Origin of the sequence: Haloimpatiens massiliensis (genome assembly GCF_900184255.1) — a bacterium.
Classification (GTDB): domain Bacteria; phylum Bacillota; class Clostridia; order Clostridiales; family Clostridiaceae; genus Haloimpatiens; species Haloimpatiens massiliensis.
This window is the reverse complement of sequence record NZ_LT854637.1, coordinates 229,354-245,792: the sequence shown is the minus strand read 5'-3', so window position 1 is coordinate 245,792 and position 16,439 is coordinate 229,354. Positions and strand designations below refer to the sequence as shown.

The following is a 16,439-nucleotide window of genomic DNA, read 5'->3' as shown; positions in this document are numbered from 1 at the left end:
AAATAGAGACAAACTTCACATTTTATTGTATAAATTAATTTGCACAAAAACTTTAATAACAGGAGTGAAACATATGTTTCATAAAAGTATTTTATGAAAGAAATCACCAATAAGCCAGTTTTTATTTAACATTGGATTCTTTTTATACTTCTCAAAACCTATATTAAAGCATATTAGAGAATTTATAAAAGTTTCTACCCAAAAGGTTCACAAAGGAACAATAAATGATATTGTCTTACTAAGTCTTGCTAATTGTAATAGAACAACCTTTGGTAAATTTTTAAGTGAAGGTGTTTGGAATATTAATTTTGCATGGAAAGACATTAGAAAATTTATTGTAAGTTCCATTTATGAATATTAATCATCAACTGATTTACCTATATTTGCAATTTATGATGATACTATTGCTGAAAAAACTAAGCCCTCGTCAAAGGCTAAAAACACAATTTAGGAAATAGGATTTCATCATTCACATTTAAAAGGTAAAAAAGTTTTGGGACATCAATTACTTACAACCATGCTTTCCTGTGGTAAAAAAATTTCACCCTATTCTATTAAGCATTATAAAAAAAGTTTAAAAAAGCAAAATAGAAATGATTTGTCAAATAGTAGCGAGTCTTCCTTCACCTAATGGCGCAGCCTACGGATTGTGTGATTCATGCTTTACCAACAAAAACGTTGTAAATGCTCATTTCAAAAAGCTTTATCATCTTATTGGTGCATTAAAAACTAACCAAGTTATTTATCCGAAAGGATTTGGTATTCAAGTTCATAATTTTTCCCAGTATATTCAAAAGGATGATGTTTGCCTTGTTACAGTAAACGTTGGCCTATTGAAATATTTTTTAGGCAGACAAAGAACAATCTTGGACTTAATACTTATCAAGTAAGCTCTACAAAATCTCTTGATAGATTATCATTTCTAATTTCTTTGACATATATTTATTATTCAGTTCAAGAGGACGCTAATGATTCCTTCGGAAAAGGCTTAATAATTTGCAGAGATCAATTTAAAAGAGATAACATTCAATGGGTTTATGAATCTGCAAAAGATAATTTACCTCTTGAAGCTATTTTTAAGCTTTGAAAGTAGCATAAGGTACAATATAAATACAAACTATAAAATTTTGTATCTAAATATACTGGCAGCTGGATTATTGAACTATTTTTTAAAGATTGCAAAGATAGATACCAAATAAAAAGTGAAAAGTATATCAATATATACTTCACAATAATTATAATAAGTTATACTTATTGCACATTATATTCTAATTGCTGCTGTCACTTTAATACTAGGTATAAATTAGTCAATAAAGATTTAGCAAAATCGAAAACAATATATATTTTATAAAGCAATTTCTAATGGAAAGTCATTAGAAGAATTTTTTGAGTTATTAAAAATAGCTTAGGAATCTGTTTAGTTATTTAACTGTAAAATTATTTAAGATAAGATGCACTATTATAGTTTTGTATATTTTGCAGATTTTCAAAATGTAAAATAATCTTAACCTTTACCCAAATAATTTAATTCACACACCTCAAACCTATTAATTAAAAGTTTTTATCACCCCCTTAATTCTAAAAATAATAGCCTTGAGCATAACTCTGAGGGGTTAATATCACGAGCTCATTAGGGCTAATTTTTTTAATCACTCAAATATATATATCATGGGATCTCTCTACATTTTTGTCGAATTATACTAGATTATCACACATAATATAAAAACAATAAGGTGAAAATCCCTATGTATCAACGTCAAGAAATCTTTAATATAATTGAACTTTTTATTTCCCAAAAACTTATCAATTTTTATACAAAAATTTTTGATAACCTTGATTTATCTTCATTACCCGATAGGGTGCCTTCTAAATACGGCGCTACAGGCTTTTCACGAAATACCCTTTTTAGAGAATTTATTGTTATAAAATGTGAAAAGTTTGCTCAAATTATTGACCTTAAAAATTTTTTAGAAAATAATTTAATTATAGCGCAGCTTTGCAGTTTCAATATTTTAAAGCCTTTGCCTTCATACTATGTTTTTCAAAGATTTATAAAAAATCTTTCTAACTCTTATATTAAAGAAATTATGAAAAATCAAGTTACTCTCCTTAAAGAGTTAGGTTTTATTGATAATAACTTTGTAGCCGTTGACGCTGCTCCTGTTAAATCCAATAAATCAACGAAATTTTATAATTTTTACTGAGGTTATAAACACCACATTATTTGTGATGTTATATCGGGTCTTCCTATTGCCAAATTTACTACAACTGCAGATATTAATGAAATTTCTACTCTTATAAAAATTCCTACTGCTACAAATGAATGGTTTTCACTTAACAGTAGTTATATTATCGCTGATAAAGGTTATGACTCAAAGCAAAATCATGATTTTATTCGTAATATACTTAAAGTTCACGCCTTTATTGCCTTAAATAAACGCGGCACTAAGAAAAAGACTTTAACATCTAAAGGGAATATAATATGTGATTGCGGTTTAGCCATGCACAAAGATGGTAAACAATATTTTGATTCTTATATTAAGCAAAAATTTTGTTGTCCTTATAGAAAATCAAAAGATGATTCATCGCGTCCATGTAAACGTGAAAAATATTTTAATGGCAAAATGAATAGAGGTTGTGTAAAATAAATAAGCATTCATACTGATTATAGAGCTTCTATAAATCTTGATTCTATATTTTTTTAAAAAACATATGGTCTTAGAACTGAATCTGAAAGATACAATTCTAGGTGGAAAAATCTTAATACCGAACAAGCTTATGTTAAAAATATTAACTCTGTTACTAACCTAAATACCATTGGACACATTTGCCTTTTAAACATTGTGCTTGCTGCTATAAAAGCTGGTGGTGTAGATAAATCCAAATCCCTATCGGGATTAAAAAGAACTGCTTAATTAAAATATATTTTTTAACATTAAAATTTACTAGAGAAGTAGCTTACCCCTTTTTTGCTTTTTTATTATCAATTCCTAGCTCAAATTTATCTTAACAAGCTACGCTTAATAAAAATTGGAATCATTTTACTTTAACTATTTAGTTTTTTATTAATTATACTCATATCTACTAAAAATAATTATAGATTAAGTATCCAATTCTTATAACCATAATACATTCTATTGATTACTTATATATTTAATAACTTTAATAAATATATTTTTTAACTTGCAAAATTATAAAGTTTATTTATTAATAACATCCCCTATATTAATAATATAATCTGCATTTTCTATAAGTTCACGATCATGAGTTATTACAATTATTATAGAATTTTTCTTCAACTTTTTAAGAATTTGTTTCAATTTTTTTACACTATCCTTGTCTAAAGCTGATGAAGGTTCATCTAACAGTAATATATCAAATTTTTTATTCAAACACATATTTAAAGCACTCTTTTGCTTTTCCCCTCCAGATAAATTTTTATAATTATTAAAAATACAGTTAAAATAACTATTTTTTTTATTTTTATTTATAGTATAACTAAAAACATCAGGCTCTTGCTGACAAATAGAAACATTTTCTTTTCTAAAATTATATAAATTTATATATTTTAAATTTGTACTATTTATATAAATCTCTCCAGAATAATTGTCATATAGCCCTAATAAAAGATCAAATAAAGTACTTTTTCCACTTCCATTTTTACCACAAATACAATATATTTTTCCTTTTTTAAATTTATAATTCAAATTTTTAATTATTTGATTTTCTTTTTCATAATAAAAAGATAAATTTCTTATTTGTAAATCTTCTACTTCTTTTAAAGTAACATTTCCAATAATCTCTTCCTTTATTAATAATAATTTATCAATCCTATTCTTAGACGCAAGATATTGTTGATATTGCTGACTAAGTGATAAGAAATAATTAATGCCAGATATTATTACATTAAAAAAAGAGTTGAAAACTATGAGTTTACCTATAGTTATGATATTTTTTTCAACCAGTGAAACACCATATAATAAAATTACTATATTAGAACTAAAGGTAACTACATTTTGAACATTAGAATACATATATGAAATTTTAGAAAAATTGACTCCTTTATTAAACAACAAAACAAAAGCATTATATAACTCATTTTTACTCTCTTTATGCCAACTATTGATTTTTATTGATTTTATATTTTTTAATTCACGAATTAATTTTGAAAAAAATTTGCTGTGTTCATCTGTATATGTATAATTACTTAAATATATCTTTTCTTTAAAAAAAATATATAGCATGCTATATATTAAAAACATAGGCAAAAGTATTAATCCAAATAAAAAATATATTTTAAATATCATAAAATAAGAAATTGTTATAGAAAGAATATTAATAGTCACCTCAAATATATTTTCAATAATAAAATTTGAAATTTCTGAGGCATCTGAAACTAATCTATCACATAAATAACCGCTATCTAGTTTTATATATTCAGAATAGGGAATTACTTTTAAATGTTCTATAACATTAGATAATATATTAAACATAAATTTGCTATCTAATTTTATCTTTTCCATATTAAAAAAATATCCTGTGATTATTTGATTCATCCAAATTAAAATTAGTAAATATATATTGTTCACTACCTTTTTTGTATCTCTAAGGTTATTAGTTAGTAAGTCAAAAAAATTTGAAATTATATAAGGCTTCAATAATGATGTAACTGTTAGTAAAATACATAATACCATCATAATTAATATTCTAATTTTATATTTATTTAAATAATTAAAATAAACGTTTTTTTCCATAAATCCTCCATATGTACAATTATGTTTGATAAACTTATATGAATATTGCTTTTTTAATCCTCTGATGATAAAATAACTTTCATAATAAATTCAATTTTTTTAACTTTATAAAATAAAAAATAAATATAACACACTAACTTTTCAGTATTAACGATGAACTTTATAATTACTTACTTAACTTCTTTAATTTTAAAAGCTAAAAACCCAAATATAGATGTAAGTTCTTTAATAGGAATATAGTTACAGCATTTAATTCTATACTTTCCCTATAAGTAACTTACAAAATTTTTTAAGAAACTAATTTTAATTCAGCAAGTATTGTGTCTAAAGGTATATCATTTTTAGCTTCCTCATAAACAAAACGCACCAATTCTTTAGCCGATAGGCTTTTTATAGACTTTATAGTATCACCAATGGTTTCAAGTTTTTTAGGATTATATAATCTATAAATCTCTAAAAAATTGATTGCTAAAAATGTAAGTAGAAAATACCTCTCGATAGAGAGTATACCTTGAACTTTATATTCGTCAAAACCTAAGTGTGTTTTAAGATATTTGTAATTAGTTTCAATGTTCCATCTATATAGATAGTATTTTATTATAGCTTTATTACTAAGTTCTATGTCTGTAGACATTAGATATACTGGTTCTTTAAAGCTGTCCCCATCAACTTCATAGCAAATTAAGGCTAATGCATTTTCAATCTTTGAAACTTTGCCTTCGTATTTATATACTCTATAATCCTTACCTTCGACGGTAACTACATCTAAGGTAGATGGATTTATATATTTAGCAAATTCCTTAATTTGCATTGAAATTCCTAATGGAGAGATTTTTCTATTAGATTTTAAAGCCCCAATAAAGTTAAAACCTTTTAAAATACAACCATTAATTAACTTTTCGCTAGTGTACCAACTATCAGTAAGACAATATATTTTATCGCAGTTAGAAGGTTTTTCAAAAGAATTAATAAAACCTAAAGCTATATCTGGTTTACTCATAAATTTTTTATTATGATTTTTGCAGTTTTCTTCGTTAAAATAAGACTTATAGTTTAGCGGAATAGACATATCCTCTGCTACAAAATTAGAAGTAACTACACAGTGGGACCAAAGATTTTTACCTTCTGTATGGCAATGATTATAGCTTAATCCTTGCATCTTCTTTGCTTGAGTTTTTGGATTAACAGTATCATCTATAACTAAGAATCCTACGGATTTAGGCTTTATGAGTTTATTAAAATGTAGTTTTAAATAATTAATACGATTTCTATCTATGAGACTATCGTCCCATTTAGAGTTACTCAAAAATCTATATATGGAACTGCTGCTTTTAGCAGCTAGTATATATTCTGAAATCTTTAATAAAGATTTAGTGCCATCTAAATTTATTAATCCATTAATAATAGTGGATATATGATGAAATTGAGGTTTACTCATTCCATAATTTACATCATTTAAGTAATTGTAAAGTTCATCATTAATGGATACAATATGATTAGTAAATTTACTTGGCATACTGACAACCTCCCGTGTTTTAATTGAGTAGTAACTTTTATATATCACGGATAAGGTCAGTGTGCCATATTTATTTTTTGGTAATACTACCAATTTAACTTTTTATTTTGCAGAAGTTAAGTTACTTATATAATTAACACTATAAAATTAATAAGCCAACATTAAATATTGAGTTATACCTTAAGAAGAGATTAGAGAAGATTTACTTAATAAACTAATTGACTATAAAAAATAAATTCTTGCTTTCTCCATATGTAACTTTAATATATCTTTTACAAATAACTTATTATAACGTAATTTACGCATGGATAAAGTTAAATAAATATTTCAGATACATTTAGAATTTATGTCATGTCTAATGCTTAAGTACATATCATAAATAAAGAATACAAAAATACTTTAAACTGGTATAAAACCATTGTTTTTTTACAAATCAAACCAATATAAAATAATAATAGTAGTCTCTCCTCTTCTTAGTATACATAAATTTAATACATCATTTTACGAACAAATATATAATAATTTTAACCTAATTAATTGAATATTAATGGAATTTTTTGAAATACTGCATGTCGTAAAAAACATAATAATACAAGCTCTCAATAAAATTGCAAGTTGCTTTAATTACTACATTTGGAAAACTTAAGTTTACTTTCTTAAATCAGCGTATTATTTTTTTATTGTTATTTTATAATTTTCTATATTCTTCAGTATATTAAACTATTTCATCTTTTAAATACTTTCTGTAATATCTCTTTAAGCCTTCAATTATTACTTTCTCATTACTAGCACATCTAAACGAATCACCTTTCCCATTAAACTTATGATATGAACAACCTCCTTGGCAAATAGGCAATAATATACACTTTTTACATTCATCTTCAATATCTTCAATTAACCACTTTAATGTATAGCCATCTAGTTTTTCTCCATAAAAAATATCACCTGAATTTTTATCTTTAATGCCTATATCAGTCCAACATCTATATATATATCCTTCAGGATCTATTCCAAAACAGTTAATTGAAAGTGCTCCACAAGCAACTGGAACAGTACTTGGTGTTTCAATATAATGAAATCTATTAAAAGCATATTCCTCCCACTGAGGTAATAAATTATAAAATTCATCTTTACTATAACAATTATCTTTATTTTTATCATCTTCATATATAAACGTAACAGGAGCAAAAGCTATATTTTTAATCTTGAACTCATTGGAATAAAAGTATTCCACTATTTCTTTTGCTTCTTTTGAGTTATTTTTATCTATATTAACTCTTAGTAAAATATCCATTATATCTTGAGTTGTTTTTATATTTTTACAAATAATATCAAAACTACTTTTATTATTTTTTAAATGTCTTCTTTTATCATTAGTATCTCTTAATCCATCTAATGTAATTTGAACATTTTTTATTTTACACTTCTCTAACAATATTTGTGCAGTATTTCTGTCTAATAAAACTCCATTTGTTATAATCTTAGTATTATATTTAACATTTAATCTTTCACATATTTCTATAAAACTTTCAGATAACTCTACTATTGTATTTAACTCTAATAGTGGTTCTCCTCCAAACCAAGTTATTGATAATGATTTAGTATTACTTGATTTTAATGAATTTTCAATGAACTCGATTAATTTTATCTTTACATTTTCCTCCATTCTTTTAGTGTTTTTCTTCTCAAAACAATAAGGACAATTCATATTACAATTCATTGTTACAGCTATTGTTATAGCTAGTGTCTCTTTAGTAAATCTACCTACTTCTCTATAATATTTGAGAATATCTAACTCATTTAAATCTTGTTCTATTAAGAAACCATTTTCAAAAGCCAGCATAATATTTTCTACTATTTTTTTATTAAACTTTTCCTCATAATTTTTCAAATATTCAATTTCATCTATTGCTTTCAACGTTTCTTCATCAAATAATGCAAACGCATTAGTTAATGTATTAAATATTAATTGATTTCCCTTAGAATCCTTATCTACTTTAATGTTAAATTTTGATTTTTTTAACAACATATAAAATTCCCCCTATTCTTAATTTCTTATATAAATATTTAACTATCTTAACCTTATAGTTAAATAACTTCACCACAAAACATTATTTCCCTTTAGAAGTTGAAGGTTCAATATCAAGAGTTACATCAAGCTGTACCATATGCCACAGTAAAAAACTATATCAGTTTATTAAAAATAAAAATGATAATAAAAAAATATCAATATACTAATTCTAAACATCAATTTTGGTATACTACTATTAAGAAAGAAACTTAAGTTCACTGAATACCTACATATATACATTATTGTTAACCTAAATATCCATATTAATCATATAATTATTCAAGCTAAAGCGTCTTAAGATATAATTCCTTAATCTCATCGCCTAATCTAGAATAAAACAACTTTAAAGTATCAGATATCCTATTCTTTTTATACTCAATGCTTTAACCTTATATTTTCATATTACTCTTCAAAAAAGTAATTTCCGAATATTTAGAAATCACAGTAAATACTAAAACATTCTATATTACAATTGCATCTTACATCAAAAAATTTACTCAATATTTAAAAAATACATGATAATGTGCTTTTATCTATAAATTTATTTGCTACTACAAGTAGCATGTTGATGAAATTATAATTTTTACAAAAGATAAAAAACATTATATTGGGTTAGTAATAAATCATTACCGCATTTTTATTATCTAACTTCCTCCAGAAATAGTTATCAATTTTATTCAGTATTAAACAATAGTAAAACCTAGTTATTAGTAAATCTATAAATTTCTAATGACTGTCATCATGCAATGAACTTCCTGGTTATAAACATATTAGAATTCAAATTTATTATGATTGCATAACTAATATCCTTATATTTATGCCTATTTTTCATTATACGCCTCTTCTTTAAATAATTTATCATCTTGTGAAGTAGGTAGATTGAAATTTAATAACATTAAAAAATCTAATGGACTATTAGTAATCTAATAACTTAAAAATATACTATTTAAATATTTTTTGTCATGCCTAAATTTAAAATCAAATATGAAATTAAACCGGCTAGTGTCTAAATTTGTAAATTTCTTATTGTAATAGCTAACTTTTCATAATTAATCTATTAATTTTAATTATTTATGCATCTAAAAAATTTCAATTTACTTTTATTGTCGATTTTTAAAAATTAAGATACATCACCATTCCATAAGTAAAAATATAGCTATCTTTTAATGAAATACTAAACTACAACTATATCGGGAAAATATCCAAATATAATAATAATAAATTTAAGCATTTCTAAAAATAAGCTTAATGTCGCATACCCTATGTAATACTCATATATTGGAAAAACCACTAAATATAACTTAATCTTAAACTGAGTAAACCTATTTAAAATTTATTTTACCGATAATAAAAATAACTTTAATTATGAATACATACAATACCTGCCTTTAATAGAATAAAAATTTAAAATGTTTTAAAAAGACTTTTAAAATATATAGAGGTCATATTTATATAAAATATTTCAAGTCAGCATAAAAGTTTCATACTTATAAAAATTATAACTTTATTTTTAATATTCCTAAATTTAGTATTAGCACCTTACTATCAGATATATAATAATTTGAAAATAAGGTGCTCCTTAAAACATACTTTTTAGAACAACTGACTATCTACTGGTAATTTATATAGTGTAAAAATTAAAAACATTTACAGGCACTTATAAATCCCCATTTTCCTGGACACCCTTGTATTGGACAGGTTTGCCCACATCCAAATTCTAAAATATCACATTGAGAACTCATTACTGTGACCTCTCCATTATCCTTATTAATTTTTTTCTTTAGCTTTAATTTAGCAGGTTGAATTATCTTCATATAACCAACATCTCCTTTTATTAAAATATTAATTCATCATAATAACATTTCTACATATTTTTACATTTTCCTCCTTTTAGTTCATAAACTCTAAATATTTTACATTATATCAATTTAAAATATCTTATGTAACATACTAGTATTATTCAAATAACATATAAAAAATGTAGTTTTCTAAATTTTAAAAACTTACACTAGAAAGTTATATATGAGCCGAGCCATACTTCTTTTTTAAATTAACTTGTTGTGCTAGTTAAATGCACTGTATTATTTACAAATATAAAAACCATAGCGAAACATGTTATCGTATCATTAGAAAAGCACGACCACTCTTAATGATAGGGGGAAACATATATGCTAGAGCTTTTCAAAACTGATTCTATATCACAGCTATAGAAGATCTAAAAGACTTTATAACTGTCATATTTGTCATTGTTAATGATATTTACCAAGAAGTAATTCCAGCATACATTAAAAATGGAATAAACAGTAATGATCCAATAATGAGCGCTGACCTGCGGACAGTAAAAAAGGAAACATAGACACCTAAGATTAAAATTAAATATCACAGGTAAAATTACCAATAAAAAAGCATAGAAAAAACATAGCCAACCCTTAAAATAAGTTGAGTTTCCAAAACAACTTATAGAAAAGGAGAAAATGGCTATGCTAAATAATCAAGAATATATTACAACAGAATTAGAAAAAAATAACTATTCAGCTATTAAAATAACTTAAATTCCATGTTATTATTATTTTATTAAAAATGCCCCTTCTATTTATCATTGTTTTTTGATATCATAAAACATGTCTTGCAAAAACTAATGATAAGTGGTGGCACGTAGTGAGCGAAGGCAAAATTATTGAAATTTATAATCAAGGTATATCTCGAGTTATAAGTGTTATTAAGGAATTATCAAACCAAATTAAAACACTAAATTCTCAAGTGGAAACACTTTCAAAAGATAACAAGGCTCTAACCGAGCGTGTAAAATTATTAGAAAATCAAGTCAATAAAACTAGTAATAACAGCAGTAACCCTCCATCGTCAGATGGTTTCAAAAAGAAAACTAAAAGTTTAAGAACAAAATCAGGTAAAAAACCTGGTGGTCAATAAGATCATGAAGGAACAACACTGTGGCTAAATGATACTCCTGGTGAAATTGAAATTCATACTGTAAAACACTGTACTGAATGCGGAGCATCCCTAAAAAATGTCTCTCCCGAAAGATATATTGTTCGTCAAATTATAGATGTACCAGATATCAAAGTTAAAATTGTAGAGCATAGAGCAGAAGTTAAAATATGTCCTCATTGTAAAAGGGGAACATCCATAGATTTGTGTAAACAAATCTACGGATGTTCTTTTTTATGTATGTATAGCTTACATTAATGGAAATAATAACTACAAAATAATTTGTAAAAGGAGAGAAAAAAATGAACCCATTAGAAATACCTGATATTAATTTGAATAAAGAATTAAAGAAGTGTAAAAGTATGGAGGACCTAGTAGACAAGAATGGTTTAATGCAAAGATTATTTGGAGGTATAATTCAACAATTCTTAGAGGCTGAAATGGAAGAACATTTGGGAAGAGAGAGGTATGAAAGACAGATCCAAGAAGAAAAAAATTATAGAAATGGATATAGCCCTAAGAAAATTAAAACCAGTTTTGGTGAAGTGGATGTATCTGTACCAAGAGATAGAAATGCAGAGTTTGAACCAAAGATTGTTAGAAAATATGAAACAGTATGCAACGAACTTGATAAGAAAGTTATAGGCTTATATGCAAGAGGTATGTCTGTGGATGATATTCATTTTAAAGTTAGAGATGAACATAGAATTGTTAGTAAAGCGGCCTATATATGCATGGCACTTAATATGAAAGGGTATAAAGATATTCTTGGTATATGGGTTGGTGAACAAGAGGGAGCAAAGTTTTGATTATCAGTTTGCAATGACCTTAAAAACAGAGGAGTTAAGGATATATTAATAGCATGTATGGATGGACTTAAAGGGCTTCCAGAAGCTATTAAAACTGTTTTTCCAGAGGTCAATATACAAAGTTGTATAATACACCAAATAAGAAATTCTATAAAATATATAGCTTCAAAGGACATGAGAGCTTTTATGAAAGATTTAAAAACTGTATATCAAGCAGTTAATGAAACTATGGCAACTCAAGCGTTGCAATCATTAGAAGCTACTTGGGGTGATAAATATCCCATAGTTATACAGTCATGGAACAATAATTGGGATAATTTATCTACTTATTTTAACTTTGCACCAGAAATTCGAAAAATAATATATACAACTAATGCATTAGAAGGCTTTAACAGGCAGCTTAGAAAATTCACTAAAATAAGAACTGTTTTTCCTACAGATGACTCCTTAATGAAAGCTCTATATCTAGCTACTGAGCAGATTATGCTTAAGTGGACTTCTCCACGTCAAAATTGGTGTTGGATCTTAACTCAACTTAATATAATGCATAAGGATAGACTTGAACAATATATGTAAAATAAATTTTAAGCTTGTACTAATTTATATATATATGCATAATAATAAAAATTATACAAATAATAATAACAAGATAAAGCTATACTTCATATTTTTAGTAATAACCTAAAATAAAAAAGTGGCTATTGCCGCGTTATTTCGCTTCGCTCAACTTCTTTTGGCAAAACTCTTTAACTAGGCTGCTTTATTATATTTTTTATTATCAAATTTATATATACTTTTTATGCGGTAACATATTAATGTTTTTATCTTTAAAATTCATATGTTATCCCATGAACACCTTCATATTTTTGGGGTCTCATTATAGCTCCACATTTTTCACAACTAAATGTAGGTGGCTCTATTATATTTTCATCATCTATTTCATCAAACATTTCAACCACATCTCTTGGTATATATTCTTTTATCCCACATTCTGTACATATATACAAAATATCCTTCTCCTTAATTTGTTTTTCTTTTATTTTTGCTTTGTATTTTGCTCTTTATTTATCTTTTACTTTCTTAATATTTCTTGCCATATCAATAACCCCCATTTATATATATAATGGCTCTATTTTATCACGAATTATACCTTTAATAACACCATAACTGTACATTAACTCTTCTATTTTTCTCTCATTTTCATCCATTATTTTTTCTCTAAATTTTTCTCTTACTCTTTTATTTTTATAATATATATCATGAAATTTCATTTGTGCTTCACACTTCTCACATCTTAAAGGATTCACACCAAATGTAAGCATTATTCTTGATTCAGCTATTGCTGGCCTTGCAGTATATCTTCCAACATATCTTCCTTCTTCCTTTGCTGTTTTTATTTTTCCTTTTCCATATACATAAAATCCATTTTTAAATTTTTTATACAGTTCATTTTTTAATTTTTTAAACTTCTTTCTGTCACTCTTAATGTTATTTCCTATCTCATCTAACAATATTTTCTGCCATCTTTTTCTTAATGCTGTATAGTTTATATGCTTGATATTTTTCCAAGCTGTAATTTCACCTGCCCCACCTTCGGTAACAATCAAATATACATGGGGATTCCACTTTAAATCTCTACCAAAAGTATGAATAACTGATATTATTCCTGGAGTAAAACATTCTTTTTTATTTAAATCTTTAAACCAACTCACAATTGCTTTAGATGAACATTGCGGCAATAAAGATAGTAATTTTCTATCACGGGCAAAGTATATTCTTAACTCTTCTGGGATGGTGAATACCATATGTCTATGTTTTGAGTTAATGAGCCTCGCCACCATTTCATCTGACCATTCTTCAGATTTTTTCTTGCCACAAGACGTACAAAATCTGCTTTTACATCTGAAACCAACTCTCTTAATTTCTCCACAACTCTCACACTTAAATTCAATAAACCCATTGTCTAGCGACCCACAGTTAATCATTTTGTAAACTTCTCTATCTATGTTAGCTCTGATTTTGCCTTTATTTATTTCACGGAATTTTTCCCAATTATCAATAAATATTTGTTTTATTACTCCACGCATTTATATCAATCCTATTCTAGTTTTTACAAATAATTATACCAAAAATACGTTTCCAAAATATAACTTGTAATATTTTCCTCAAACATCTACTCTCTGATTTTTCAGGCCCTAACGGGCTCTTTTTTTTAGTCAATTTTTTTAAATTCCTAAGAAAAAATAAAATTATTACTGGAACTAAATTCCAGTAATAATTTCCAAATATTTTTTATCATGTCTATTCTATTTTACACAAATTTATGGGCGTTCTCCAATTTATGCTTAAAACTCTCTTTCAAAAATCTGTATTTTCTCTTTATTCTTAAAGTCCTCTACTCCGTCAATTCCTATAAGCTTTAAGACTTCATTCATACACTCGTTATTTAAGGATACCCTTACCTTTGAATTTTCAGCAGTTTCATCTACTATTTTCTTGCCTTCTTCTGCTGGAATTAAAGCTTTAGGTCCTCCTACACAACCGCCTATACATCCCATACCTTCTATGAAGTTGGCATCTATTTCTCCTTTTACTGCTTTATCAAGTATTTCCTTGCACTCCTTAACTCCGTGAGCTTGAGCTGTCTTTACTTTTCCTTTTCTTTCTGGGAATAGAGTCTCTATGGCTTCACTTACAGCTATAGAAACTCCACCAGTTCTCGCATATAGTCTTCCTTCTCTAGATGCATATTCACTGGTGAAATCCTCTTCCATATCACTAGGATTTATATCCAAAACCTCAAATATTCCTTTAACCTCTTCAAAGGTTAAAACAAAATCTATGGCTCCTTTTATGTCTTCATTTTTAGCTTCAGCTTTTTTAGCAATACATGGCCCTACAAACACCACTTTACAATTTGGATTTAATTTCTTCAAAACTCTTCCCGCTGCAATCATTGGAGAAACTGAAGGTGAAACATCCTTTACTAAATCTTTATAAACCCTTTTAAGCATTCCTACCCACATAGGACAGCAGCAAGAAGTTATCATTATATCCTTTTCACTTTTTACATGAGCATCAAACTCAATAGCTTCTTTTAAAGTTAACATATCTGCGAAAAATGCCACTTCCACCATGTCTAAAAAGCCAACCTTTTTAAAAGCAGTTCTCATTTTTTCTAAAGAAACATCTTTTCCAAACTGACCTGCTATAGCCGGTGCCACTGCTGCTATCACTGGTACATCTGATTTAAGAATATCTACTAAAGGCATGAATTCTATTCTATCTAAATATCCACCATTTTCACAAGCTGTAACGCATCTACCGCAATCTGTGCATAAATCTTCATTTATGTATATTTTATTTTCTTCATTTAATATTGCATTAAAAGGGCATGCTTTTTGACATAGAGTTTTTCCTTCCTCATCTGCACACTCCATAGTGCACTCTCCAATTTTGTGCACTATTTTAGCTTCTCTTTCATATCCCTTCATGGCACTTTCCAGTGAATTTATAAAACTTTCATCATCAATGTACTCTACCGTAACACCACATAAGGATGATATTACTTTAGAAAGTTCCTTTTTTTCATCTCCGTACTCCTTTAATATATTCCCTACTTCCCTTTTAAAATTACCTTCTTCTTTTGCCCATAAAATTCTTTTAAATAAATCCTTGTATTTCTCTTTCATAAATTATATGTAGTGAGTTTTTAAAAACATCACTAGCCTATTTCCCCCCCCCTTTTTTAATTCTACAATATATTTTAAATTATTCCCTTGTACACTTTTATTATACTAAAAAATCAGCCCTTAAATAGGCTGATTTTAAATTTACTATTGAACTGGATTATAGGTAGTTGCTTCTTGTAAATTTCCCTTTGTTTCATCACCCCTTGCATATTTCACGTGGTAATAATAATTTTCTCCTACTCTTAACTTTTGAAATTGCTCCTTTGTGCAACTAACCAAACATTTTTTGTAAGAATTGCTCTCTATTGAATTTATAATTATATAATAATTTTCTCCATCTTTTTCTTTATAAGAATAAGGACTTTTTCTTTTTTTCATAACTTCATGCTCTTCCTTATTATCTTTTTCTATAAGTACTACGGAACCTGTAATTGTTTCCGAGATTTTTTGGGGTCCAAATATGCCGTAGAGAATATATGATACAAATAAAATTGGTATGACTATTATTAAGATCACTAAGGACTTATATTTAATTTCACTTTTCATATATTAATACCCCTTGTATAATATAGTCATAACATTCAATAGAAAACTATCTATTATTCTAACGAATATTACAACAAATCTTTTTTATTATTGTTCTAATTA

At 26.4% G+C, this 16,439-nt stretch carries 12 protein-coding genes and 3 pseudogenes; 7 read left to right on the top strand and 8 right to left on the bottom strand.

Features of this window, described 5'->3' with window-relative positions; genetic code table 11:
• Positions 1 to 805 precede the first annotated feature (805 nt).
• From C1715_RS19615 to C1715_RS19720, 3 genes and pseudogenes are all read left to right on the top strand, one after another.
• Positions 806 to 1,087 carry a hypothetical protein gene (locus C1715_RS19615; protein ID WP_051931770.1) on the top strand — a complete coding sequence of 94 codons (282 nt, stop codon included), beginning with the start codon at positions 806 to 808 and terminating at the stop codon, positions 1,085 to 1,087.
• A gap of 658 nt (positions 1,088 to 1,745) precedes the next feature.
• Positions 1,746 to 2,204 carry a hypothetical protein gene (locus C1715_RS19725; RefSeq protein WP_242971884.1) on the top strand — a complete coding sequence of 153 codons (459 nt, stop codon included), beginning with the start codon at positions 1,746 to 1,748 and terminating at the stop codon, positions 2,202 to 2,204.
• A gap of 12 nt (positions 2,205 to 2,216) precedes the next feature.
• Positions 2,217 to 2,648: pseudogene (locus C1715_RS19720) on the top strand (transposase); the annotation flags it as partial.
• Between the two features lie 552 nt (positions 2,649 to 3,200).
• Here C1715_RS19720 and C1715_RS04280 read toward each other — a convergent pair.
• The 4 genes from C1715_RS04280 to C1715_RS19260 all read right to left on the bottom strand — a co-directional run bounded on the left by C1715_RS04280 (position 3,201) and on the right by C1715_RS19260 (position 10,155).
• Positions 3,201 to 4,754, bottom strand: coding sequence for an ABC transporter transmembrane domain-containing protein (locus C1715_RS04280; protein ID WP_035292836.1), 1,554 nt, complete (start codon positions 4,752 to 4,754; stop codon positions 3,201 to 3,203).
• Positions 4,755 to 5,043: 289 nt separating this feature from the next.
• Positions 5,044 to 6,270 (bottom strand): IS701 family transposase, encoded by a 1,227-nt coding sequence (locus C1715_RS04275; protein WP_102398934.1) that lies wholly within the window; start codon positions 6,268 to 6,270, stop codon positions 5,044 to 5,046.
• Positions 6,271 to 6,985: 715 nt separating this feature from the next.
• Complete coding sequence (locus tag C1715_RS04270) at positions 6,986 to 8,299, bottom strand: radical SAM/SPASM domain-containing protein (RefSeq protein WP_035292838.1); 1,314 nt, start codon at positions 8,297 to 8,299, stop codon at positions 6,986 to 6,988.
• A 1,679-nt stretch (positions 8,300 to 9,978) separates the two neighbouring features.
• Positions 9,979 to 10,155 carry a hypothetical protein gene (locus C1715_RS19260; protein WP_180963986.1) on the bottom strand — a complete coding sequence of 59 codons (177 nt, stop codon included), beginning with the start codon at positions 10,153 to 10,155 and terminating at the stop codon, positions 9,979 to 9,981.
• A gap of 354 nt (positions 10,156 to 10,509) precedes the next feature.
• Between C1715_RS19260 and C1715_RS20270 the strand changes: the two are divergent.
• The 4 genes and pseudogenes from C1715_RS20270 to C1715_RS04260 form a co-directional block, all read left to right on the top strand.
• Positions 10,510 to 10,664: pseudogene (locus C1715_RS20270) on the top strand (IS982 family transposase); the annotation flags it as partial.
• A 335-nt stretch (positions 10,665 to 10,999) separates the two neighbouring features.
• Positions 11,000 to 11,272 carry a DUF6444 domain-containing protein gene (locus C1715_RS19715; RefSeq protein WP_051931773.1) on the top strand — a complete coding sequence of 91 codons (273 nt, stop codon included), beginning with the start codon at positions 11,000 to 11,002 and terminating at the stop codon, positions 11,270 to 11,272.
• Between the two features lie 18 nt (positions 11,273 to 11,290).
• Complete coding sequence (locus C1715_RS19710; RefSeq protein ID WP_341457738.1) at positions 11,291 to 11,548, top strand: IS66 family transposase zinc-finger binding domain-containing protein; 258 nt, start codon at positions 11,291 to 11,293, stop codon at positions 11,546 to 11,548.
• A 44-nt stretch (positions 11,549 to 11,592) separates the two neighbouring features.
• Positions 11,593 to 12,675, top strand: a pseudogene (locus tag C1715_RS04260) (IS256 family transposase).
• Between the two features lie 251 nt (positions 12,676 to 12,926).
• Here C1715_RS04260 and C1715_RS04255 read toward each other — a convergent pair.
• From C1715_RS04255 to C1715_RS04240, 4 genes are all read right to left on the bottom strand, one after another.
• Positions 12,927 to 13,106: a hypothetical protein gene (locus C1715_RS04255; RefSeq protein WP_051931774.1), complete on the bottom strand. Its 180-nt coding sequence runs from the start codon at positions 13,104 to 13,106 to the stop codon at positions 12,927 to 12,929.
• 105 nt (positions 13,107 to 13,211) lie between these two features.
• Positions 13,212 to 14,186 (bottom strand): IS91 family transposase, encoded by a 975-nt coding sequence (locus tag C1715_RS04250; RefSeq protein ID WP_035292841.1) that lies wholly within the window; start codon positions 14,184 to 14,186, stop codon positions 13,212 to 13,214.
• A gap of 258 nt (positions 14,187 to 14,444) precedes the next feature.
• Complete coding sequence (locus tag C1715_RS04245) at positions 14,445 to 15,791, bottom strand: [Fe-Fe] hydrogenase large subunit C-terminal domain-containing protein (RefSeq protein WP_035292843.1); 1,347 nt, start codon at positions 15,789 to 15,791, stop codon at positions 14,445 to 14,447.
• Positions 15,792 to 15,935: 144 nt separating this feature from the next.
• Positions 15,936 to 16,337, bottom strand: coding sequence for a hypothetical protein (locus C1715_RS04240; protein ID WP_035292845.1), 402 nt, complete (start codon positions 16,335 to 16,337; stop codon positions 15,936 to 15,938).
• Positions 16,338 to 16,439: the final 102 nt, after the last annotated feature.

Coding starts and splice junctions, on each gene's coding strand:
- C1715_RS19725 (WP_242971884.1), top strand. CDS start 1,746: ATGTATCAACGTCAAGAAATCTTTAATATAATTGAACTTTTTATTTCC.
- C1715_RS04280 (WP_035292836.1), bottom strand. CDS start 4,754: ATGGAAAAAAACGTTTATTTTAATTATTTAAATAAATATAAAATTAGA.
- C1715_RS04275 (WP_102398934.1), bottom strand. CDS start 6,270: ATGCCAAGTAAATTTACTAATCATATTGTATCCATTAATGATGAACTT.
- C1715_RS04270 (WP_035292838.1), bottom strand. CDS start 8,299: ATGTTGTTAAAAAAATCAAAATTTAACATTAAAGTAGATAAGGATTCT.
- C1715_RS19260 (WP_180963986.1), bottom strand. CDS start 10,155: ATGAAGATAATTCAACCTGCTAAATTAAAGCTAAAGAAAAAAATTAAT.
- C1715_RS04250 (WP_035292841.1), bottom strand. CDS start 14,186: ATGCGTGGAGTAATAAAACAAATATTTATTGATAATTGGGAAAAATTC.
- C1715_RS04245 (WP_035292843.1), bottom strand. CDS start 15,791: ATGAAAGAGAAATACAAGGATTTATTTAAAAGAATTTTATGGGCAAAA.
- C1715_RS04240 (WP_035292845.1), bottom strand. CDS start 16,337: ATGAAAAGTGAAATTAAATATAAGTCCTTAGTGATCTTAATAATAGTC.